The organism is Streptococcus sp. HMSC034B03 (genome assembly GCF_001838575.1).
Lineage (GTDB): Bacteria > Bacillota > Bacilli > Lactobacillales > Streptococcaceae > Streptococcus > Streptococcus anginosus.
In genome coordinates this window covers 1-22,789 of the sequence record NZ_KV837627.1, presented here as the reverse complement: position 1 = coordinate 22,789, position 22,789 = coordinate 1, and the positions used below count along the sequence as shown (strand labels likewise).

Sequence of the window (22,789 nt, the reverse complement as noted above, 5' to 3'; positions counted from 1 at the left end):
CAAGCAATTCTCAAATATTTCTAAAATTTAAAAAATCTGAGAAAACCTCAGATTTCACAATTTTGTAGGATAAATCTTTCAATCATAGCGGCCATTTCTTGAGGGTGGTCTGTGTTAAGTGTATGATTTCCACCTGAAAGTGTCACAAAATCTGCTTGTGGTAAAGCTGTAGCTAATTTTTTAGAGGAAGGCAGGTTAGGCCAATCTTTGCTGCCACAGATGATGAGGCTGGGAAGTTGTATTGCACTTAGTTGACTTGATAAATCTAAATTTTTCAAGTCTTTTAACAGGCCAACAAAAGATTTTTTATGAAGCCCCTCTTTTTTAAATAGAGAGTCTGGTAGGCAAGAGAAAATAAGCAGCTGGAGTTTATAGAGTAGATTGGAGCTTAGTTTATATTGAGTTCCTGATAAAACGAGTGCTTGGAGCTGAGGAAATTGTTGCCCCACCTTTAAGGCAAGAGTTCCACCGAGGGACAATCCAACTAGAACAAATGGTTCGTTGATGGCTTGAAGTTCCTGACAAAGGTGTTGTTCTAGCTGAGAGACTGTAATGATGTTGTTATTTGTGTAAAAGAGGTCTAAAGCCTCGGTGTCATATTGTGGCAGAAGTTCACGGACTTTATCCCAAGAGTGTTTATCCTGTCCAAGACCGTGTAAAAAAATGATTTTCATGAGTGATTCCTTTTTATTTTCAACAAAAGAGATGGGAACGATTGTAAGAGTAAACCTATTAAAATCTATCATAAATTGGATTACTTGATATCATTATAGCATAAAGAAGGTGCTTGTGTTGCGATAGAATTAGACGATGACCTACTTTAAATGGATAAAAAGACCTTCTAAAAAATAAAATTGATTGTAGTGTTTTTTGTATCAAATTCCTACTTTGGGATAAAAAGGGTTAGATTGATAAGGAGGAAAATCAAGAAGCAAGCAAGGGTGGTGCTTTTTGGTGTTTCTAAATGTCGGTAATAGCTTCGCTTGACAGTCTCATCAAAGCCGTGTGCATACATAGCTTCTACATAGGAATCTCGCCAGTTGAAAGCGATAAAAATTGCTTTGATATAAAAGATTGGCGACCAGAAATGTAAGGTTTTACCTCGCAAGAGACTAGCTTCGCGAACAGCTTGGATTTCTTTTTGAATGACTGGAATGGCGTTTAAGACAACGAGCAGTCCGTAGGTAAAATGACTCGGGAGCCCTTTTTGATGCCAGTAGCGCAAGAGTTGATTGAGATTGACGCCGTATAAAAAGGTCATTCCCAGAGCCGCTAAAGCAAAGGAACGTGTAAAAAGAACAATCGCTTGACTTTTGTCACCGTGAAGCTGAATAGCCCAGAAATTTGCTAATGCCGGAAGTAATGGCAGAAGGAACACCCAGAGAATGCCCCACCATTTCCTAATATAAATAAGGTAGATGAGTGTTCCTGCGACAATAGCGCAGTTGAGCCATGTTGAGCGGATAAAGGAAATTTCTAGCGTCAGTACAATGAGAAGGAGCAAGAGTGCTAGGACATTTGTTTCTTCTTTTTTCATAGCGCTCTCCTTTCTGTCAGCCCGTGAGACGTCAGCTCTACCAAATAATCACTAATACCGTCCAAGGGTTCTAAGCGATGAGAAATGATAATAAAGCTCTGTTGTGTAGCTTTTTCTCTAATCCAATTGGCAAAAAAATCACAGGCCTTTTTATCTAAGCCAGTAAATGGCTCGTCCATAAGTATGACAGGAGTTTCCAAGGTCAGGATAGCCAATAATTGAATGATTTTTTTCTGCCCACCGCTCAAGTGAAAAAGGCTGGAATCCATTTTGTCCGCTAAACCAAATAAATCCAAAGCTTCTTGTACCTTTGCTTGGTTTTCGCTTGAAAGAGAGGACAGGTTTAATTCTTCTGCAGGTGTCGTCCGAATGAATTGCTTTTCTGCATCTTGAACAACGGCAGTAATATGGCGGTACAATTGTTTGCTTTTCTTGAGTTTTCGTCCCTGATAACTCATATTGCCTTTGTATTTTTGTAATTGCAAAATGGCACGAAAAAGAGTTGATTTACCAGCACCGTTAGCTCCGATGAGGGTTGTAATACCTTGCTGAAAAGTAAAATCCTCAATCGTAAAAAGTATTTTGGAGTCAAATTGACAGGAAACGTGCTGTAATTGTAAGAGAGGATTTCGCTGGGTATTTTCGCGTGCCAGCTGATAGCTTGGGAGTTCCTTTTTTAAAAGAGCTACATCTCGTTCAAAAAGTTCCCCATTTTTTAATTCAACAAGGTGGTCAACGCAGTCCGCATAGAGACTGCGGTCGTGGTCGCACAGAATCACCGTTTTCTCCATTTTTGTCAAATCTGATAGTAAATGAATCAAGCGCTTGCGTGCTTCTTGATCGACAGAAGCAAAGGGCTCGTCCAATAGAATAATCTGCGAATCCATAGCCAACAGAACCGCCAGAGAGACTTGTTGCTTTTCTCCACCAGATAGAGTCAGAAAGTCTCGATGAAGCAAGTGCTCTACTTTGCCAAGTGCAATCGCATGCTGGATTTTTTCATCAATCTGGTCAGAGGGTGTTTGGAGATTTTCTAAGGTAAAAATCAATTCCTCATAGAGAGTTGGCATGGTGAATTGACGGCTTGGATTTTGAAACATCATGCTGAGGTAGGTGACTCGTTTATGAATAGGTAAATGAGATAGTAGTGTATCACCTAGTTTGACCTCTCCAGAGAAGTCTAGTTCGTTGAAATTCGTTAAAATCCGAAAAAGAGTTGATTTGCCAGCACCAGTATTACCAATTAAGAGTGTCATTTTCCCTGTTTCAAAGGCGAAGGTTAAATCTTTAAAGACATCTCTAAAATAAATGTGCTCTAATGTTAGTTTCATCTTATTTACCAGCAGCTTGGTTAATCTTGTCGTAAAGATTCATAATAGTTTTGACTAGAACAGCACAGAAAAAGAACACAGAAAGGAAGCGGACAACAAGCAATGCTAAGACAAAACCGAGATTGAAAGCATAGTAACCAATTTTAAAATATTCATAGGTAAAGCTCAAAAGGGTCGTACCAATGGCGCTGTAAGCCAGTGATAGCCAGTCGTAGCGTTTGTATCGCGTTGCCGCAAAACCAAGCTCACTACCAAACCCTTGAATGAGACCAGAAATCAAAGTGCTCATGCCAAATTGGCTACCATATAGTACCTCTGCGAGGGCTGCAAGTACTTCTCCAATCGTGGCGCTACCAGTTTTGCGAATGAGCATAGCTGACATAGGAGCTGCCATGCACCAAAGTCCGAACAAGACTTCATTGGCGAAAGGCTCCAAACCTGCTGGCGCTAAAATAGCTGTCAAAATATTGTAAAGAAAACCTGAACCGACAAAAATCCCACCGAAAAGAATAGCTAAAAGAGCTAAGAGGATAACATCTCGTAAACTCCATTTTTCAAACATAAAAAACTCCTTCAAACAGAGCAGATGAGGAGTTTTAGCACGACAAAATAAAATCTAATCACATAAATGATTAGAACGGTTTGGTCTTTCTTATACATTTCCCTGCGGCAGCATTAACTGCATCAGGTTCCATGGGTATAATCTCAGCCTCAGCACCCCAAATGTTCTTTGCTTTTTATTATGTTGCTATTCTAACATCTATTTTCAAAAATAGCAAGCAAAGGATTTTCAAAAATTTTGATGTATACGGCTGTCATAGCCTTAAACTATATTAAATCATAAAATGTTGAACGACACGCGATGAAATCAACGTTTAATATATATTTGGAATATTGCTATAGTTTTTAACTATAACAAACTCCTAGAAATTCCAATTATACAGGGGACTTAATTTCTGTTAAGATAGTGTCAACAAGAAATTTTGGAGGATGACTATGTCAACAACGATTATCGGCTTCCCGCGTTTGGGAGAATTCCGCGAATTAAAATTCACCACTGAAAAATACTTTAGGAATGAAATTTCAGCTCAAGAGCTCCTGGCTGCTGCCAAGGACCTGCGCGCCAAGCACTGGAATATCGTCAAAGAGCACGGGATTACCGAAGTGCCGTCCAACGACTTTTCTCACTATGATAATGTTTTGGATGCCGCCTTCCTCTTTAACGTAGTGCCGTCCTCTGTTCAGGGCCTGGACCTGTCTGACCTGGAGCGTTACTTTGCCCTGGCCCGCGGCTACCAAGGAGAAAAAGGGGACGTACGTGCCCTGCCCATGAAAAAGTGGTTCAACACCAACTACCATTACATCGTTCCAAAATTTGAAAAAGACACTGAGGTCAAACTGGTCGGTCACAAGATTTTTGACGAATACCAGGAAGCCAAGGAGCTGGGCCTGGATACCCGTCCGGTCCTGGTAGGTCCCTTCACCCTCCTGCAGCTGTCCGACTTTGAAGAAGGGGTAGAGGCTGCCCAGTTTGTGGATGCCCTGGCCAAGGCTTATCAGGAAGTCTTGGCCACATTGGCCGACCTGGGAGCTGAGCGTATCCAGCTGGATGAGCCAATCCTGGTCAAGGACCTGTCCGCCGAGGAGAAGGCCCTCTTCCTGGATCTTTACAAGAAGCTCCTGGCGGACAAGAAGGGACTGGAAGTCCTGATCCAAACCTACTTCGGCGATGTTCGGGATATCTACTCTGATTTAATCGAACTGCCGGTAGACGCTATCGGTCTGGACTTTGTCGAAGGCAAGAAAACCCTGGAGCTGGTCAAGTCTGGCTTTCCGGCCGACAAGACCCTCTATGCCGGGATTGTCAACGGTAAGAATATCTGGCGCAACAATTATGAAAAGAGCCTGGCTGTTCTGGAGCAGGTTCCGGTTGAAAAGCTTGTGCTGACCAGCTCCTGCTCCCTGCTGCATGTACCTTTCACCACAACCAATGAAGACTTTGAAGAAGCCATCCTCAAGCACTTTGCCTTTGCGGTGGAAAAGCTGGATGAGATCCGGGACCTGGATGCCATCCGCAATGGTGGCGGAGCAGAAGTCTTGGTTGCCAACAAGGAACTCTTTGCGACAGAGCGTGTCGGTAAAAATGCTGAATTGGCAACTCGTATCGCTGGATTGACCGATGCCGACTACACTCGCCTGCCGGCCTTCGCAGAACGCGAAGCCATCCAGGAGGAAGCCTTCAAACTGCCGGCCCTGCCGACGACAACCATCGGTTCCTTCCCTCAGACCAAGGAAGTTCGGGCCAAGCGCCTGGCCTTCCGCAAGGGTGAGCTTTCTCAGGAAGACTATGATAAGTTCCTGGCTGAGCAGATCGACGAATGGATCAAATGGCAAGAAGAAGTTGGCTTTGACGTGCTGGTGCATGGTGAGTTCGAGCGTAATGACATGGTTGAGTACTTCGGTCAAAACCTGTCAGGTTATCTCTTCTCTAAGAATGGTTGGGTACAATCATACGGTATGCGTGGGGTGAAACCGCCGATTATCTGGGGAGATGTAACCCGCCTCAACCCGATTACTGTTAAATGGTCCAGCTATGCTCAAAGCCGGACTGACAAGCCGGTTAAGGGAATGCTGACGGGACCTGTAACCATCCTCAACTGGTCCTTCCCACGGGAAGATATTTCCATCAAGGACTCTACCCTGCAGATTGCCCTGGCCATCAAGGACGAAGTTCTGGACCTGGAAGCTGCCGGCGTTAAGATTATCCAAATCGATGAAGCTGCCCTGCGTGAAAAGCTGCCGCTCCGTCGCAGCGACTGGTATGAAGACTATCTGGACTGGGCTATTCCGGCCTTCCGTCTGGTCCACTCTACCGTTGCCCCGGATACGCAGATCCATACCCACATGTGCTACTCAGAGTTTACCGATATTATCCCGGCCATTGACAACATGGATGCGGATGTTATCTCCTTTGAAGCCAGCCGCTCCAACCTGGAAATCCTGGATGAGCTTAAGGCTAAGAACTTCCAGACAGAAGTGGGACCTGGAGTTTACGATATCCACTCTCCTCGTGTACCAAATGAAGGGGAAATCGACCACACCATCGAGGCCATCCTGGCCAAGGTGCCGAGCCGCAAGGTCTGGATCAATCCTGACTGCGGTTTGAAAACGCGTGGTATTACTGAAACCAAGGCCAGCCTGGTCCGCCTGGTAGAGGCAGCCAAGGCAGCGCGTGAAAAACTTTAATCAAAAAATAAGAGCTGACAGAAGGGAGGGCCTGCCCCTGCCCTTGCTGTCTTAGTAAAGGAATTGTGAAACATGTCTAGCCAAAGCCCGTCTCTCTCTTTTGAAGTATTTCCTCCCAATCCAGCAGTAGGCAATGAAAAGATTATGGCGGCCCTGAAGGAAATGCAGGACCTGGTGCCTCATTTTATCAGTGTCACAGCGAGTAATAGTAAGTTCAATATTGAAGAAACGACGGTGCGTCTGGCGGACTTTATCCGCAATGACCTGCACATCCCGACCATTGCTCACCTGCCTGCGGTTTATCTGACTAAGGAAATGGTTACAGAAACTCTGACAGCACTTGATAAGGTAGGTGTTCATAAAGTATTGGCACTCAGAGGGGATATCCTCCCTGATGTGGAGCCCCAAAAGGATTTCGTCTACGCAACAGATTTGATTGAGTATATTAAGAAAGAAGCTCCTCACTTTGAGATTGTGGGTGCCTGTTATCCAGAAGGTCATCCAGACTCGCCCAATCAAATCTCGGATATCCAAAATCTCAAAAAGAAGGTGGATGCCGGCTGTTCCAGCCTTTTAACACAACTTTTCTTTGACAATGAGAGTTTTTACGATTTTCAAGATAAATGTATTTTAGCAGGGATTGAGGTTCCGATTCATGCGGGGATTATGCCGATTTTAAACCGAAATCAAGCTCTTCGTTTGCTCAAAACCTGTGAAAACATTTATTTACCACGAAAATTTTGCTCTATTCTAGATAAATATGAACACGATCCAGAGTCACTCAGAGCAGCAGGATTAGCTTATGCGATTGACCAAATTGTTGACTTAGTCACGCAAGATGTGGCGGGTGTTCATCTATATACAATGAACAATTCCAGTACTGCTCATCAAATTTATCAAGCAACGCATACATTTTTTGATAAGTAAGCATGTCCTGACTTGTTTTGGGAACAGGATGTTCTGACCTTTGTTGTTCTGCAGTTGCAGCTAGAAACCTTAAAAGAGTGCTGAAAATGCGCTCTTTTTGGTTTTCTGATTAATAGAGAATATTGAGTAATAAAAGAATAGTATCACTATTTCTGATTATTCTACAAGAAAAGGGTTTCAAAAAAGAGTATAATAGAAGTAATCAAAGAACGAGGTGAATGAAATGACAGAAAAACAGTTTCCGAATGGCTTTTTATGAGGTGGCGCGACTGCAGCCAATCAGTATGAAGGTGGCTGGGATTTAGGTGGTCGTGGTCCGGCTACGTCTGATACAGCCAAAGCTGTACGCCCTGAGGAGCGTCAAAATATGGAAGGTTTTGCCGCACCCATGACCAGAGAAAAAGTAGAAGCTGCTCTTAATGATAAGGAAGGACTCTATCCTAAGCGCTGGGGCTCTGACTTTTATCATTGTTACAAGGAAGATATTGCTCTTTTTGCAGAAATGGGCTTTAAAACTTTCCGCCTTTCTATCGCTTGGAGTCGAATTTTCCCTAATGGAGACGATGTAGAGCCTAATGAAGAAGGGCTGGCTTTTTACGATGCGGTCTTTGACGAACTCTTGAAATATGGCATTGAGCCTTTGGTGACCCTGTCGCACTATGAGACACCGATTCATTTGGCATTAGAGTACGGTGGCTGGAAAGATCGCCGAGTTATCGGCTTTTTCGAACGCTATGTGCGAACGGTTTTTGAGCGATATAAAAATAAAGTTAAGTACTGGCTGACGTTTAACGCAATCAATGTTATGGGGATTTCTGGTTATGTCGGCGGCGGATTGCTTTTTGAAGACGGAAAACAAAATTTCCAAGATTTGTATCAAGCAGCGCATCATCAATTTGTAGCTAGCAGTTTAGCAGTTAAAACAGCGCGAGAAATCAATCCAGGCTTTAAAGTCGGTATGATGTTGGCGCGTATGCAGTCCTATGCAGCGACTTGCAATCCTTTAGATGTTATGGAAGAAATTCAGCAGGACCATGAAAATCTTTTCTTCTCTGATGTACAGGTGCGCGGAAAATATCCAAGTTATGCTCAACGCTTTTTCAAACAAAATGGCATTAAGTTGAAAATCGAAGACGGGGACTTAGAATTGCTAGCGCAGTATCCGGTGGACTTTATGTCCTTCAGCTATTACATGTCTTCTGTAGCGCGTGCTAAAGGAACAGAAGAAGGTGAAAGAACTACAGGCTTTCTCTTTGGGTGAAAAAATCCTTATCTAGAAGCCTCTGATTGGGGTTGGCAAATTGACTCGGTGGGTCTGCGCATTACCCTCAATAAGCTCTATGACCGCTATCAGGTTCCGCTTTTCATCGTAGAAAATGGATTGGGTGCTTTGGATAAAGTAGAAGCAGACGGCTCTATCCACGACAGCTACCGAATTGATTACCTCAAGGAGCATATTAAGCAAATGTACGAATCGATTGAGGATGGAGTGGAGCTTATGGGTTACACGCCTTGGGGCTGTATTGACTTGGTTTCTGCCTCTACTTCTGAGATGAGCAAGCGCTATGGATTTATCTATGTGGATGCAGATGATGAAGGAAATGGAAGCTATGACTGCTCCCGCAAGGATTCTTTCTTCTGGTATCAGAAAGTGATTGAAACCAACGGGGCAGCGGCCTTAGAAGAATAGAGAGGTCAACAGATGAGCAGAAAAATTATCTTTTTAGATGTAGACGGAACTTTGGTGGATTATGATAATCGCATTCCAGAATCCGCTATTCAGGCTATTCGTCAGGCGCGGGGAAATGGGCATCTGATCTATGTCTGTACGGGACGTAGTAAGGCGGAAATGCCTCAGGAAATCTGGGATATTGGTCTGGACGGTATGATTGGCGGGAATGGTTCTTATGTGGAGCATGAAGGTCAGGTCATCATGCATCAGTTGATTCCTTTAGAGGTGGAAAAGAGAGTGGTAGACTGGCTGCATGAGAGAGGATTGGAATTTTATTTAGAAAGTAACAACGGTCTCTTTGCTAGTGAGCATTTCCGTGATGCAGCGCGTCCGGTCATGAAACTTTATGCCAAGAAAAAAGGAAAAACAGATGCGGAAGTTGAACATCAAGAGGTTGAAGATGTGATGCACGGCATGGTCTTTGGTGGTGAGCTTTACCGAGATGATCTAAATAAAATCAGCTTTATTCTCACTTCTTATCAGGATCACTTGGACTCTAAGGAAGCTTTTCCAGAGCTCAAGGCTGGTACATGGGGTGGTCGTGGGGAAGAAGCTCTCTTTGGTGACTTAGGAGTTAAGGATATTACGAAAGCTCATGCGATTGATGTGCTGTTAGAGCATTTGGGGGCGAAAAAAGAAGATACGATTGCATTTGGAGATGCCAAGATTGACATTCCGATGTTGGAATATTGTCAAATTGGGGTTTCTATGGGTAATGGCGGCCCAGAAATATTAGCCATGGCGGATATGGTGACAGATGATGTGGCCGAGGACGGTCTCTACAATGCCTTTGAAAAATTAGAACTTCTTTAGAGGAACAGTTTATGACAAAAACACTTTATTTGATGCGACACGGGCAAACTTTATTCAATAAGCGACATCGGATTCAAGGCTGGTGTGACGCCCCTTTGACGGACTTAGGAGTGTATCAGGCTCAGGTGGCTGGGCAGTATTTTAAAAATGCAGGGGTCGTATTTGATGCGGCTTACAGCTCAACCTCTGAACGAGCCTGTGATACCTTGGAAATTGTGACGGGTCGAACAGATTACACCCGTCTCAAAGGAGTGAAAGAGTGGAATTTTGGGTTTTTTGAAGCTCAGCCAGAAAGATTGCAGCCCAAGTTTCGAGCTGGTGCGGTGTCTTTTGAAGATTTATACGTGCCTTATGGGGGTGAAGATGTGACTCAAGTAGGAGAACGCATGCTGACCACTCTGACAGAAGTCATGAAAAAAACGCCTACTGTTGAAAATCCAACATTGGTCGTCAGCCACGGTGGCGCTATGTGGGCTTTTTATCTAAAAGTAGGCTATTTTCCTGATCCTAATATTTATTTCAGTAACTGTGCTATTTGTCATTACCAATATGAAAACGACCAGTTTCTGCTTCGACAAGTTATTGACCCATTGGCTAAAACGGTCTATGACTTGTAACGGCAACTTACTTATTATCGCTTGATCTCTTATAGAGAAAATAGCATAGTTGTTAAACAGTTGAATAAAAGAAAGAAAATGATGACCAAAACTATCATTTTCTTTCTTTTTATATGTAATTTTCTCAACTTTCCTTTTTCTGTAGGTGATTGCATTAGTAAACTATTCTGAACTTAAGTATTTTACGAAAAAAATCTCGAAGAAATTTTCGAGATTTGTAACATTATAACCGCTATTCTTCTGTCACCCACACGCTTCTGGTGAAGCTCATGGAGAGCAGAGCTAATCCAGCAAGTCCAATTCCTACGTACCAGTAGGGGAGGTCCATTGTGGTGGAGCGTCCAGACAGGTTGACAATGCCGCGAAAGAGAACGCCCGTAGCAATGGTTGCAACCGCAGAATTCCAAAGATTGAGACTGAGACGCGAAAGATTAGGAATCATTTTTTGAAAAATCAGAAGCACCATCCCTCCTATTAGTGGCACTCCAAAGAGATAATGCATATAAACTGAAGTTTCACCAAAGCTGAAGTGCTCGTAAATACGACTGAAAATGAAGAAAAATACTGTGATTAAGGCATAGACAACGGCTGTCTTTTTGAACCGTTTCTTGCTTGCTTTAGTAACCAATGTAGACAATGTCACTCACCGCCCTTTCTGAAATTGTTCCGTTTGTCGTTGGTTTATTGACGACTTTTCCATTGAAATAAAGAGTAGACGAACCACCACCGTCCAGATTGTAGGCTGTTTTCACACCGTAAGACTTCATAACTTCTGCGAGTTCGTAAAGAGAAAGCCCAGCGCTTTCTGAAGTTCGACCGTCTGATACAACGATAATATAATGATTCTTATCAATCATTCCAATAGCTGTACGTGGATTCGAAGACATGGATTGCCCCACTTCTGAATTGCTTGAAACAGCAATCTTACCATTTTCAACCAAAGCCGGACCAAAGGCAAGAAGGTTTACAACACCATTTTTAACCAAGTCATCAGCAGAAACATCATTTTCGTAAACAATTCCGAAGCTCCCATCTTTATAAATAGCTAAGTCATCATTGCTAGCATCTTCACGTACGGTATCTCGATAAACAACACCGTTACGGATGACATAGCCAGTCGTGTTGGCTCCGTAGTAGTCCCCGTTGATAGCAAGAATGGCGTTGTTATTGGCTGCTGTGACAGAAGTCTTAGCAGTCACGTTATTTCCATAAGTATTTTGCGCTAGAGCGGTTTTGAGATATTCAGGCGAGCTGACCGTAATATCTGCAATGTATACTTTCGTGTTGCTGACGGTTTTTGTAGTAATCTTTACTGAAATATTATCGTCTTTATAGCTCGTATCAGTCTTTGTAGCATTTGTTGCGGCTTTAGCAGCAGTTGTACTTGTCGAGCTTGAAGAAGATTTTACAGTTGTAATAGACTCTGACAAGACAAAAGTTTTTAACATTGAGTAGGTAAACGACCCTGTTAGCAAAATACCAAAGAGACTAGCATAAGCATAGGATTTTTTAAAAAATTTCATAATAAGGTATGAGTCCTTTCCTTGAAAATAATTTTTTTTTGCACGAGCCAAGAGAGACAAAAAAGCAGTGCGCCGACAATGATTTTAACAATCAGCAAATTGAGACCGAAGATGGCGTAAAAGAGTCTAATCAAAAGGGTGTCAAGGATAAACAAGCCCAAGGCTAGCCCGAAATAACAAGTACCCGTTTTAACAACACTGTCTTTATTTTTAAAGACCAATCTTTTGTTTGTGGAGTAATTAAAAATCGAGCTAGTGACACGAGCCACTCCGTTTGCTAGTAAAATTTTGAGACTAGTCGGAACTGCAGCAAGCAACAAGAGTGCCAGAGCATAGACGATATAGTCAATCGAAAAACTACTAATTGAAGAGAGTGCAAATTTAAACATGTCTTTGTAGATCATAAGCCCGTCGCGTACTGGTCTAAAGTGAGAAGCTTGATTGTCATTGATATAAACCGTCTCGATTGGCACTTCAATGATAGGGTATTCTTTAGAAGCAGCTAGCAGCATATTCATTTCATATTCATAACGCTGCCCTTCAACCTCCAACATAAACGGAATCATGTTGGTTGTAAATCCACGAAGTCCTGTTTGGGTGTCTGTCACGGAAACACCAGTCTGTTGCTTAAACAGAAATCGTGTTAATTTATTTCCAAAAGCCGAACGCAAAGGAACGTTGCCAGAAAAAGAACGCGCTCCCATAATCAAGTGATTGGGGTTTTCTTGAGCCTTTTTGCTCACTCGGAAAATATCCCACACTTTGTGTTGACCATCTGCATCAGCTGTGACCACTGTTCCATATTGACCTAAGGAATCAATATAAGAAAAAGCAGTTTTTAGCGCTTGCCCTTTGCCTTGGTTGGTCATATAGCATAGAACCGTAGCGTATTTTTGAGCTTCCTGGAAAATCGAATCATAACTAGTCGGACTGCCGTCATTTACCACGATGATTTGCAGCGAACTCTTTTCCTTCACTTTTTGCAAAAGATGAAGGAGATTGAGGTCGGGTTTGTAAGCGGGAATGACTAAATAGTTCATGTGTTTACTCCTTTCTTAGAAAAGTGATAGAAAATTTACACAACAGTATATAGAGCATAGCTTAAAACTAACTGATATCAGCTTTTTTTAAGGTTTTGGAATGGAATGGGTAATGGAGTATAGGGAAAAACTGTGCTTTTTACAAAAACAAAAATCGAATTTTTCTTGCTATTTCCCAAAAAGTTTAGTATAATAGTTACTCGTGAGAAAACCTCACTTACCCCTTGTAATGGCTGGGGGTCATTAGACCAAAAGGAGGAAAAATCAATGGCTAAATACGAAATTCTTTATATTATTCGTCCAAACATTGAAGAAGAAGCAAAAAACGCTTTGGTAGCACGCTTTGACTCTATCTTGACTGACAACGGTGCAACTGTTGTTGAATCAAAAGACTGGGAAAAACGTCGTCTTGCATACGAAATCCAAGATTTCCGTGAAGGACTTTACCACATCGTAAACGTTGAAGCTGAAGACGCAGTCGCTTTGAATGAATTTGACCGTCTTTCAAAAATCAACGCTGACATTCTTCGTCACATGATCGTCAAACTTGACGCATAAGAAGGGTTACTATGATAAATAACGTTGTACTTGTGGGTCGGATGACCCGAGATGCCGAACTTCGCTATACTCCGCAAAATCAAGCGGTCGCAACTTTTACTCTTGCTGTCAATCGCAACTTTAAAAATCAAAGTGGCGAGAGAGAAGCAGATTTCATTAACGTTGTGATTTGGCGCCAGCAGGCAGAAAATCTTGCAAATTGGGCTAAAAAAGGAGCTCTTATCGGAATTACTGGTCGGATTCAGACACGTAACTACGAAAACCAGCAAGGTCAACGTGTCTATGTGACAGAAGTGGTAGCTGACAATTTCCAACTGCTAGAAAGCCGTGCCAGCCGTGAAGGTCAATCTTCTGGTGGCTACACTTCTAATAACTTCGGAAATTCGTCTTCCAATTTTGGGAACTCAACTTCTGTCAATCAAGTACCCAACTTTTCTCGTGATGAAAATCCATTTGGCAATACCAATCCAATGGATATCTCAGATGACGATCTACCATTTTAATGGACAAACAGAATAATGATATAAAGGAGAAAGAACATGGCTCAACAACGTCGTGGCGGATTTAAACGCCGTAAAAAAGTTGATTACATCGCAGCAAACAAGATTGAATATGTTGATTACAAAGATACTGAGCTTCTTAGCCGTTTCGTTTCAGAACGTGGGAAAATCCTTCCTCGTCGTGTAACAGGAACTTCAGCTAAAAACCAACGTAAAGTAACAACAGCAATCAAACGCGCTCGCGTAATGGCTTTAATGCCTTTCGTAAACGAAGACTAAAATATAAAAATGAGCATGAATTTCATAAAATCATGCTCATTTTTTAAAACTCAATCAGCAACTAAATAGGTTGCTTTTCTTATGCTCAAAATTGTTTGAAACGGTTGCCAAAAATACTTATTAGATCTTATTAAAACATCCGCCTGTTTCAACAAGCGGATGTTTTAATAAGAATACGACTAAAGTTGTCTTGGTGCGGTTAAAGCACTGCGGATATCGAATTTCTTTTTGAGATAGAAACGAAGTGCCAAAGTTACTCCGCCAAACACTAGAATAAATAAGTTTGGCAGCTTTGGATTTAAAACTGCTGGCAACAGGAAGGTTGTTCCGTAAAGAACAACAGCCCACAAAATCGTAGCAGCTGAAATGATAAGAAGCGATTTGAAAAATGGTGGTTTCTGACTTTGGTCCTGGTCGGCATAATAAAAACGGTAAATAAAGTAATACATGCCATAAAATACGAGTGCCCCTACTGCGCTACCAAGTACAATGGTTACAATACCATAATTGCTTGGATTTTTAGAGAACAAATTAACGCTACTGTTTAAAATAGCAAATAAACTAAAGACAAATAGGAAAGCATCCATAATCATGAGATATGGGTTGGTATTTTCTTGGACGGTCTGAGCTTCTTTTTGTTTTGTTTCTGAGAAATTTGCTGCCCAAACAGTTGGTGCTCCATAAAGTCCGCGAGCGGTGATGCCTTTTGCTTGATTTTCAAGGATTGTTGGGATAATCTCCTCTAGCAAGGCTTTGATTTCTTCGTCTGTTTTTCCGTCTTTGATGAGTTGGTGAGTTGCGATACGGACAAATTCTTGATTCTTTTTGCTTAATTTATCCAAAGAAACTTGTGTCATAAGATCTCCTTTTAATTAGAATAATTTTTTGTGAATAAGGTAAACAGTCAGGGAAACACTTATCGCAAAGGCGATAAAAATAATAATCCAAAAAGCGTGAGGTTCCCCGTTGAGTGGTAAGTCATTGTTTTTGAAGTTCATTCCATAGGCTGAAAAAATCATGGTTGGAATGGACATGACAATCGTCACCAAAGCCAGAGCTTTCATGATGTTATTTTGATTATTTGAAATGATAGAAGCAAATGTATCGGTCATGCTGTGCAAGATATTTCCATAAATATCTGCCATCTCAATCGCCTGCTGGGTCTCGATGAGTGTATCTTCCAGCAAGTCCTCATCTTCCAAATATTTCTTAATATTGCTTGTAGCGCTGGTCAATTTTTTAATCACGCGCTCATTGGTTTTCAAGGAAGCTTTGAAATAGACAATCGTTTTTTCAAGCTCCATGAGTTCAATCAATTCTTCATTGCGAGTGGACTTGTGCAGTTGACTTTCAATCTGCTCACTCTTGCGGTCAATAGAGCGTAACGCTGTCAGATAAAGCTCGGCATTGCGGTAAAGAATTTGGAAAATAAAGCGCGAACGCATGAAAGTATAGAAATTACGCAGTCGTCGATTGATAAAAATATCCAATAAAGGGAGTTTTTCCAAACAGGTGGTAATAATCGCCTCTTCGGTAATAATAATCCCTAGAGGGATGGTTACATAGTAAGTCTGATTATTTCGCTCCTCTGTAATTGGAACATCCACAATAATCAAGGTATATTCATCTTCGATGGTAACACGAGACATTTCCTCTGCGTCAAGGGGTGCTCGTAAGTCCGTAATATCAATGTCAAAGGCGTTGGCAATTTCAGTAGACTCACTTTGAGAAGGGTTGACTAAATTGATCCAAGTCCCCGACTCAAGCGTATCAATTTCTTTAAGTTCAGTTGTTGTTGATAGAAAGACTTGTTTCATGTTTTCCTCCTTCAGTTATTTGCACACCGTACTATTATACTATAAAATTCCGAGTTTTTGGGTAAAAGATTGTAGAAAATTTTGTTATAATAAAAAGAAGTTTAAAATAAAGTGTGGTAAGAATGCAGGATAAAATTATCATTCATGGAGCACGAGCTCATAATTTAAAAAATATTGATGTCACAATTCCGCGAGACAAGTTGGTTGTCGTGACTGGTTTGTCTGGTTCAGGCAAATCTAGCTTAGCTTTTGACACTCTCTATGCAGAGGGGCAACGTCGCTATGTAGAAAGTTTGTCTGCCTATGCCCGCCAATTTTTGGGCAATATGGAAAAACCAGACGTGGACTCAATTGACGGACTTAGTCCAGCCATTTCTATTGATCAAAAAACGACCAGCAAGAATCCGCGGTCAACAGTCGGAACAGCTACAGAAATCAATGATTACCTCCGTTTGCTCTATGCGCGTGTGGGAACTCCATATTGTATCAATGGGCATGGAGCCATTACCGCTTCTTCTGTGGAGCAGATTGTCAATCAGGTTTTGGAATTGCCAGAGCGTCAGCGGTTGCAAATCCTAGCGCCCATTGTTCGCAAGAAAAAAGGGCAACACAAGACAATTTTTGAGAAAATTCAAAAAGACGGATACGTGCGTGTGCGCGTGGACGGAGATGTTTATGATGTCACAGAAGTTCCAGAGCTTTCTAAAACGAAAAAACACGATATCGAAGTAGTGGTGGACCGAATTGTTATTAAGGACGGTGTACGCAGTCGGTTGTTTGATTCGATTGAAGCAGCCTTAAGAATTGCGGACGGTTACGTGGTGATTGATACGATGGATGGCAAGGAATTACTCTTTTCCGAGCATTATGCTTGTCCAGTCTGTGGCTTTACGGTACCTGAGTTGGAGCCTCGTCTCTTTTCTTTTAATGCACCATTTGGCTCTTGTCCTGATTGTGACGGTCTGGGTGTGAAACTGGAAGTAGACTTGGATATGGTGGTTCCTGACAGTAGTAAAACCTTGCGGGAAGGCGCCTTAGCTCCATGGAATCCTATTTCTTCAAATTATTATCCTCAAATGCTAGAACAGGCAATGACGGAATTTGGTATCGATATGGATAAGCCATTTGAGGAATTGACCGAAGATGAACAACAACTAATCTTCTTTGGTTCTGAAGGACGAGAATTTCATTTTCATTATGAAAATGAATTCGGTGGCGTGCGAGATATCGACATTCCTTTTGAAGGAGTGGTAACCAATATAAACCGTCGCTACCATGAGACTAATAGTGATTTCACTCGTACCCAGATGCGAACCTATATGAATGAGCTGACCTGTGCAAGTTGTCAAGGTTATCGGCTGAATCCGCAAGCTTTGTCTGTTAAAGTAGGTGGTGAGAATGGTCTCAATATTGGTCAAGTGTCTGATTTGTCTATTGCGGATCATTTAGAATTGATTTCTCATCTGACATTGACTGAAAATGAGGTGACCATTGCAACGCCGATTATCAAAGAAATCCGAGATCGCTTGACATTTCTTAATAATGTCGGACTTAATTATCTAACTCTATCTCGTTCTGCAGGCACGCTGTCTGGTGGTGAGAGTCAGCGGATTCGCTTGGCGACTCAAATCGGCTCTAATCTCAGCGGTGTTCTTTATATCTTAGATGAGCCTTCTATCGGTCTTCATCAGCGCGATAATAATCGCTTGATTGCCAGTCTCAAAAAAATGCGTGATTTGGGCAATACTCTCATCGTAGTTGAACATGACGAGGACACCATGCGCGAGGCTGATTGGTTGATTGATGTTGGGCCTGGAGCAGGTGTTTTTGGTGGTGAAATTGTTGCGGCAGGCACTCCAGAGCAAGTTGCAAAAAGCAAGAAATCAATTACAGGTCAGTATTTATCGGGCAAACGTGAAATTCCAGTGCCATTGGAGCGCCGCGTAGGAAACGGCCGATTTATCGAAGTCACAGGTGCGAGCGAGCACAATTTGCAAAACATCACGGCCCGCTTCCCGCTGGGAAAATTTATCGCTGTGACGGGCGTTTCGGGCTCTGGCAAGTCCACTCTGGTTAATTCTATTCTCAAAAAAGCGATTGCGCAAAAGCTCAATCGAAATTCAGATAAACCGGGAAAATTTAAAAAGATTTCAGGCATTGAGCATATCGATCGTTTGATTGATATTGACCAAAGCCCGATTGGACGGACTCCTCGCTCCAATCCTGCTACTTATACTGGGGTTTTCGATGATATTCGTGACCTTTTTGCCAAGACCAATGAAGCTAAGATTCGTGGGTATAAAAAAGGGCGTTTCTCTTTCAATGTGAAGGGGGGACGCTGCGAGGCCTGCTCTGGGGATGGGATTATCAAGCTTGAGATGCACTTTTTACCAGATGTTTATGTCCCTTGTGAGGTTTGTCATGGAACACGGTACAATAGTGAAACCTTGGAAGTGCACTACAAGGAGAAAAACATTGCTCAAGTTTTGGATATGACGGTCAATGACGCAGTCGAATTCTTCAAACATATTCCAAAAATCGAGCGGAAGTTGCAGACGATTAAAGATGTTGGGTTAGGCTATGTGACCTTGGGGCAACCCGCCACAACTCTTTCTGGTGGGGAGGCTCAGCGGATGAAACTAGCCAGCGAACTTCACAAGCGCTCAACAGGTAAGTCTTTCTATATTCTGGATGAACCAACTACAGGTCTGCACACGGAGGATATTGCGAAACTTCTCCAAGTGCTATCACGTTTTGTAGATGATGGCAACACGGTTCTCGTCATCGAGCATAATTTGGACGTTATTAAGACGGCCGATCACATTATTGACCTTGGACCAGAAGGTGGTATTGGCGGAGGTACTATTATTGCTACTGGTACACCAGAAGAAGTAGCTGCAAACTCTGCTAGCTATACTGGCCAGTATCTAAAAGGAAAGTTAAAATAAGATTTAAAAGACTCTGCTTTTTTAGGCAGAGTCTTTTTTATAATAAATTACGAATTTTTTCTTTTATAAATGGGTTAAGAGAATAGTGTTTATCCAGATATTCTAGGAGTGCTTGAGCAGACTCAGAAATGCGTTCGTAACCTTGCAAAAAGTGAGGCAATTGCTTGGCTTCCTTTGGATAACCTTCTTCAAATCGTCTATTGGTATTAAAGATATCTATAAAATTAGATCTAGAAGTTGTTTCCAAACTGATTAGTTCAGTCCAAAGCTTGACGGATCTGTTTTGGATCAAATCATAAGCAGCTAATTTTTCGCCTCGCTGATAGCGACCTAGCCCTAAATATAGATTACATAAAATTTCTCCCAACAACCATTCACGGTCTCTGTTTTCTTTTGATGGCAGTCTTTGTGGCTGACAGATTGTTTCATCAAAACCGACCTCCTTCCAGATAATCTTGCCTTCAGCGAAGGGAATGTTTACTAGTTCATGAGCTTCAAAGACAGCAAATTCACAAAAAACATCATCTTCAAATAGAACCTTATGTCCGTCCACTGTATTTTGGTAGTGAAATGCAATTGGTTCTAGCTTACTTAACCAGGTTAGGTCTTGGATATAGGTCTGCTTGTAGCCATCTTTTACAATAACAAAGAAGTCTAAATCTGAGTACTGATCCAATCGTTCTCTTTCTGTTGCGCAAGAACCAAGTGCCAGCAAAGCTAGTGCTTGTTTCGAATCTTTTAGAGACTGACCAATCTCATCCAGTCTTTGTAACAGTAATTCTGTTTTATTCATATCGTTACCTCATCATTTCTTGTATAACAAAAATTATACATTTAGCGCTTTCAAATGTCAATTTCATCTAATCCTAACTATATAGATTGTATTATTTTCGGTATTTTTTTGCTATAATAAATTGAATCATTTTACGGAGGAATTTTTATGTTATCAAGAGTAAATAAATTAGAAGCAGCACTTGCGCAAACGGATTGTGATGCTGTCCTTGTGACCAATCTTAAAAATATCTATTATCTGACGAGTTTTAGCGGAACTGAAGCAACTGTTTTTATCAGCAAGAATCGCCGAATTTTTCTGACCGACTCACGCTATACCTTGATTGCCAAAGGTGTGATCAAAGGATTTGATATTATTGAAACGCGTGATGCTTTGTCAGAAATTGCGAAGATCATTGCAGATGATAAAATAAAGACTATTGGATTTGATGACGAAATTTCTTATCATTCTTTCAAAACTCTCGAAGAACTTTTTTCAGATTATAAGCTGACAGCAATGACTGCTTTCATTGAAAAGCTACGCATGATCAAAGATGAGGGAGAAATTGCCACGATTCGAAAAGCTTGTCAAATTTCTGATCAAGCCTTTCTAGATGTCTTGGATTTTATCAAGCCGGGGCAAACAACGGAGCTACAAGTCATGAACTTTTTAGATGCTCGCATGCGGCAGCTTGGCGCGTCAGGGGCTTCTTTTGACTTTATTATTGCATCAGGTTATCGCTCTGCTATGCCGCATGGAGTAGCTAGCGAGAAGGTCATCCAAACAGGTGAAACCTTGACAATGGATTTTGGTTGTTATTATAATCACTATGTTAGCGATATGACACGAACTATTCATGTTGGTCATGTGACGGATGAAGAGCGTGAAATTTACGATATTGTATTGCGGAGCAACCAAACTCTGATTGAGGCTGCGAAGGCTGGTATGACTCGCATTGAGTTTGATCAAGTACCGCGCAAAGTGATTAACGATGCAGGTTACGGACAATATTTCACACACGGGATTGGACACGGGATTGGTCTTGATATTCATGAGATTCCTTATTTTGGGAAATCCTCTGAGCCGATTGAAGCAGGTATGGTCTTAACAGATGAGCCAGGTATTTATTTGGACGGAAAATACGGTGTGCGGATCGAAGATGACATTCTCATCACAGACACAGGTTGTGAGCTTTTAACGCTTGCGCCAAAAGAGTTAATTGTTATTTGAGAATTGTCAATGTTTATGATAAAATAAAGAGAAATCTATTTTAAAAGAGGTAATAATAATGATTGAAGCAAGTAAGCTGAAAGCTGGTATGACGTTTGAAACAACGGACGGAAAATTGATTCGTGTCCTTGAAGCAAGCCACCATAAACCAGGTAAAGGGAATACTGTTATGCGTATGAAATTACGGGATGTACGCACAGGTTCGACTTTTGACACAACTTACCGTCCTGAAGAAAAATTTGAACAAGCAATTATTGAAACGCGCCCAGCACAATACTTATACCAAATGGATGACACAGCTTATTTCATGGATACAGAGTCATTTGAGCAATATGAAATCCCAGTAGCGAATGTAGAGCAAGAATTGAAATTTATCCTTGAAAATTCAGAAGTGAAAATTCAATTTTACGGAAGCGAAGTTATCGGTGTTACAGTTCCAACGACTGTAGAATTAGTCGTAACAGATACACAACCTTCTATTAAAGGAGCAACGGTGACAGGTTCTGGTAAGCCAGCTACTCTTGAAACAGGTCTTGTGGTCAACGTACCGGACTTTATCGAAGTTGGACAAAAATTGATTATCAATACGCAAGAAGGAACTTACGTTTCTCGTGCATAATTTATGTTGAGAACTAGAAGTTCTTAATTACTATCAAATTCAGACTGAGAGCCTGACAAATATTGAACAGACTCCTTGAATGTCTTTGTGTCTTAAGAAAGGACAAGTTATGGCAACTGAACAATTAGGCGAAATCGTTATCGCACCGCGTGTCTTAGAAAAAATTATTGCCATTGCAACGGCTAAAGTGGACGGTGTTTACTCTTTCGCAAATAAAAGCATGTCTGACAGCCTTGCAAAACGCTCTTTAGGACGTGGCGTCTATCTTCATACCGCCAGTGACGGCGAAATAACTGTTGACATTTATTTATATTTAGAATATGGTGTAGGGGTTCCAGCAGTAGCTGTTGCTATTCAAAAAGCCGTTAAAAGTGCTGTTTCTGATATGGCAGAAGTTGAATTATCCGCAGTGAACATCCATGTAGCGGGTATTGTGCCTGAAAAAACACCAAAACCAGATTTAAAAGATTTGTTCGATGAGGATTTCCTCAATGACTGATGTACAACTGGAAGCAAGAAGAGAACTACGTGAACGTGCATTTCAAGCATTAATGAGTTTGGAATATGAAAAAGACATTGTAGAAGCGTGTCGTTTTGCATATCTCTATGATAAAGATATGACAAACGATTCTGATGTGGAACTTCCAGCCTTTTTATTGAACCTTGTCATGGGTGTTGAACAGTCTAAAAACGAGTTGGATGACAAGCTTAGCCAGTACCTAAAAGAAGGTTGGACTTTGGAACGTCTTACATTGATAGAAAAAAATATTCTTCGCTTGGGATTGTTTGAGATGACAGAGTTTGATACACCTCAACTAGTCGCAATCAATGAAGCAATTGAGCTATCTAAAAAATTCTCAGATGAAAAATCGAGCAAGTTTATCAATGGTATTTTAAGTAAATTTGTTATAGAATAAATTTTAAGAAGAAATGAATACAGGATTGAGAGGACGAACTTCGTTCTCTCTTTTTCAATTTTATCCGCTAAACAGCTTCAGAAAACCTCTGAAGTGACAGGGATGCTGCTCACGAGACCCAGAAGAGATGCAATAAGATAAAAAATAGATAGAAGAAAACCAAAGGGTTCTCCTTCATGCTATCCTTAAAAGGTAAGTAAAAGGAAGGAGAAGGAAATGGAGTTCAAGGAGTTATATAGCAAGGTAAGAGGAATTGTGCTGAAGTGTCGGAGGGAATATTATGTCCACCTGTGGGAGTTAAGTGATTGGGACCAAGAGGGAATGTTGGTGCTCTATCAGTTGGTAAGCCAGTATCCGCAGCTAGTAGAAGAAGATCATCAGCT

Annotated in this window: 22 protein-coding genes, 2 pseudogenes and 1 riboswitch; of the genes and pseudogenes, 14 read left to right on the top strand and 10 right to left on the bottom strand. The window is 41.5% G+C overall.

Going from position 1 to position 22,789, the window contains the following annotated elements:
- Nucleotides 1-47: 47 nt before the first annotated feature.
- The 4 genes from HMPREF2634_RS03120 to HMPREF2634_RS03105 all read right to left on the bottom strand — a co-directional run bounded on the left by HMPREF2634_RS03120 (nt 48) and on the right by HMPREF2634_RS03105 (nt 3,430).
- Nucleotides 48-674, bottom strand: coding sequence for an alpha/beta fold hydrolase (locus HMPREF2634_RS03120; RefSeq protein ID WP_003030552.1), 627 nt, complete (start codon nt 672-674; stop codon nt 48-50).
- A 209-nt stretch (nt 675-883) separates the two neighbouring features.
- Nucleotides 884-1,537, bottom strand: coding sequence for an energy-coupling factor transporter transmembrane component T (locus HMPREF2634_RS03115; protein ID WP_003026346.1), 654 nt, complete (start codon nt 1,535-1,537; stop codon nt 884-886).
- Nucleotides 1,534-2,868 (bottom strand): ATP-binding cassette domain-containing protein, encoded by a 1,335-nt coding sequence (locus tag HMPREF2634_RS03110; protein WP_021002101.1) that lies wholly within the window; start codon nt 2,866-2,868, stop codon nt 1,534-1,536. The genes HMPREF2634_RS03115 and HMPREF2634_RS03110 overlap by 4 nt, the downstream gene beginning before the upstream one ends.
- 1 nt (nt 2,869) lies before the next feature.
- Nucleotides 2,870-3,430 carry an ECF transporter S component gene (locus HMPREF2634_RS03105; protein ID WP_021002100.1) on the bottom strand — a complete coding sequence of 187 codons (561 nt, stop codon included), beginning with the start codon at nt 3,428-3,430 and terminating at the stop codon, nt 2,870-2,872.
- 82 nt (nt 3,431-3,512) lie between these two features.
- A riboswitch (TPP riboswitch) is annotated at nt 3,513-3,600 on the bottom strand.
- A gap of 264 nt (nt 3,601-3,864) precedes the next feature.
- On the opposite strand from HMPREF2634_RS03105, the gene metE reads away from it, so the two are divergent.
- From metE to HMPREF2634_RS03080, 5 genes and pseudogenes are all read left to right on the top strand, one after another.
- Nucleotides 3,865-6,114 carry a 5-methyltetrahydropteroyltriglutamate--homocysteine S-methyltransferase gene (gene metE, locus HMPREF2634_RS03100; protein ID WP_021002099.1) on the top strand — a complete coding sequence of 750 codons (2,250 nt, stop codon included), beginning with the start codon at nt 3,865-3,867 and terminating at the stop codon, nt 6,112-6,114.
- A gap of 72 nt (nt 6,115-6,186) precedes the next feature.
- Nucleotides 6,187-7,041, top strand: a complete 855-nt coding sequence (gene metF, locus HMPREF2634_RS03095) for a methylenetetrahydrofolate reductase [NAD(P)H] (RefSeq protein ID WP_021002098.1) — start codon at nt 6,187-6,189, stop codon at nt 7,039-7,041.
- A gap of 223 nt (nt 7,042-7,264) precedes the next feature.
- Nucleotides 7,265-8,731: pseudogene (locus HMPREF2634_RS03090) on the top strand (glycoside hydrolase family 1 protein).
- 12 nt (nt 8,732-8,743) lie between these two features.
- On the top strand, nt 8,744-9,586 hold the full coding sequence (locus HMPREF2634_RS03085; RefSeq protein ID WP_021002097.1) for a Cof-type HAD-IIB family hydrolase: 843 nt from the start codon (nt 8,744-8,746) through the stop codon (nt 9,584-9,586).
- An 11-nt stretch (nt 9,587-9,597) separates the two neighbouring features.
- Entirely contained in the window at nt 9,598-10,203 is a 606-nt protein-coding gene (locus tag HMPREF2634_RS03080; protein ID WP_021002096.1) for a histidine phosphatase family protein, read from the top strand.
- A 232-nt stretch (nt 10,204-10,435) separates the two neighbouring features.
- Here HMPREF2634_RS03080 and HMPREF2634_RS03075 read toward each other — a convergent pair whose 3' ends face one another.
- The 3 genes from HMPREF2634_RS03075 to HMPREF2634_RS03065 are packed head-to-tail and all read right to left on the bottom strand — an operon-like array spanning nt 10,436 to nt 12,766.
- Complete coding sequence (locus HMPREF2634_RS03075) at nt 10,436-10,846, bottom strand: hypothetical protein (RefSeq protein WP_021002095.1); 411 nt, start codon at nt 10,844-10,846, stop codon at nt 10,436-10,438.
- A complete protein-coding gene (locus HMPREF2634_RS03070) occupies nt 10,821-11,726 on the bottom strand; it encodes a phosphodiester glycosidase family protein (protein ID WP_070836289.1) in 906 nt (301 codons plus the stop codon). Before HMPREF2634_RS03070 ends, HMPREF2634_RS03075 begins: the two co-directional genes overlap by 26 nt.
- Entirely contained in the window at nt 11,723-12,766 is a 1,044-nt protein-coding gene (locus tag HMPREF2634_RS03065; protein ID WP_057489811.1) for a bifunctional glycosyltransferase family 2/GtrA family protein, read from the bottom strand. Before HMPREF2634_RS03065 ends, HMPREF2634_RS03070 begins: the two co-directional genes overlap by 4 nt.
- 267 nt (nt 12,767-13,033) lie before the next feature.
- Here HMPREF2634_RS03065 and rpsF point away from each other — a divergent pair, with 267 nt between their 5' ends.
- Genes rpsF through rpsR form a run of 3 tightly spaced genes read left to right on the top strand, consistent with a single transcriptional unit; the run spans nt 13,034 to nt 14,103 of the window.
- Nucleotides 13,034-13,324 (top strand): 30S ribosomal protein S6, encoded by a 291-nt coding sequence (gene rpsF / locus HMPREF2634_RS03060; protein WP_003026325.1) that lies wholly within the window; start codon nt 13,034-13,036, stop codon nt 13,322-13,324.
- Nucleotides 13,325-13,335: 11 nt separating this feature from the next.
- Complete coding sequence (locus HMPREF2634_RS03055) at nt 13,336-13,827, top strand: single-stranded DNA-binding protein (protein ID WP_021002092.1); 492 nt, start codon at nt 13,336-13,338, stop codon at nt 13,825-13,827.
- A gap of 36 nt (nt 13,828-13,863) precedes the next feature.
- Entirely contained in the window at nt 13,864-14,103 is a 240-nt protein-coding gene (gene rpsR, locus HMPREF2634_RS03050; RefSeq protein ID WP_000068664.1) for a 30S ribosomal protein S18, read from the top strand.
- A 179-nt stretch (nt 14,104-14,282) separates the two neighbouring features.
- Here rpsR and HMPREF2634_RS03045 read toward each other — a convergent pair whose 3' ends face one another.
- A complete protein-coding gene (locus tag HMPREF2634_RS03045) occupies nt 14,283-14,960 on the bottom strand; it encodes a DUF1129 domain-containing protein (protein WP_021002091.1) in 678 nt (225 codons plus the stop codon).
- A gap of 15 nt (nt 14,961-14,975) precedes the next feature.
- The gene (locus tag HMPREF2634_RS03040) at nt 14,976-15,920 is read right to left on the bottom strand and encodes a magnesium transporter CorA family protein (protein WP_003026319.1); all 945 of its coding nucleotides are present in this window, start codon (nt 15,918-15,920) and stop codon (nt 14,976-14,978) included.
- 122 nt (nt 15,921-16,042) lie between these two features.
- Between HMPREF2634_RS03040 and uvrA the strand changes: the two genes are divergently transcribed.
- On the top strand, nt 16,043-18,868 hold the full coding sequence (gene uvrA, locus HMPREF2634_RS03035) for an excinuclease ABC subunit UvrA (RefSeq protein ID WP_070836286.1): 2,826 nt from the start codon (nt 16,043-16,045) through the stop codon (nt 18,866-18,868).
- A gap of 37 nt (nt 18,869-18,905) precedes the next feature.
- Here the strand turns inward: uvrA and HMPREF2634_RS03030 are convergent, their stop codons facing one another.
- Nucleotides 18,906-19,661: a hypothetical protein gene (locus HMPREF2634_RS03030; protein WP_021002089.1), complete on the bottom strand. Its 756-nt coding sequence runs from the start codon at nt 19,659-19,661 to the stop codon at nt 18,906-18,908.
- Between the two features lie 147 nt (nt 19,662-19,808).
- Between HMPREF2634_RS03030 and HMPREF2634_RS03025 the strand changes: the two genes are divergently transcribed.
- From HMPREF2634_RS03025 to HMPREF2634_RS10155, 5 genes and pseudogenes are all read left to right on the top strand, one after another.
- Nucleotides 19,809-20,870 (top strand): M24 family metallopeptidase, encoded by a 1,062-nt coding sequence (locus tag HMPREF2634_RS03025; RefSeq protein WP_021002088.1) that lies wholly within the window; start codon nt 19,809-19,811, stop codon nt 20,868-20,870.
- A 58-nt stretch (nt 20,871-20,928) separates the two neighbouring features.
- Nucleotides 20,929-21,489, top strand: coding sequence for an elongation factor P (gene efp, locus HMPREF2634_RS03020; protein ID WP_003026309.1), 561 nt, complete (start codon nt 20,929-20,931; stop codon nt 21,487-21,489).
- A 109-nt stretch (nt 21,490-21,598) separates the two neighbouring features.
- Nucleotides 21,599-21,988 (top strand): Asp23/Gls24 family envelope stress response protein, encoded by a 390-nt coding sequence (locus tag HMPREF2634_RS03015; RefSeq protein ID WP_003026305.1) that lies wholly within the window; start codon nt 21,599-21,601, stop codon nt 21,986-21,988.
- The gene (gene nusB / locus HMPREF2634_RS03010; RefSeq protein ID WP_003026303.1) at nt 21,981-22,406 is read left to right on the top strand and encodes a transcription antitermination factor NusB; all 426 of its coding nucleotides are present in this window, start codon (nt 21,981-21,983) and stop codon (nt 22,404-22,406) included. Before HMPREF2634_RS03015 ends, nusB begins: the two co-directional genes overlap by 8 nt.
- A gap of 216 nt (nt 22,407-22,622) precedes the next feature.
- Nucleotides 22,623-22,789: pseudogene (locus tag HMPREF2634_RS10155) on the top strand (sigma-70 family RNA polymerase sigma factor); the annotation flags it as partial.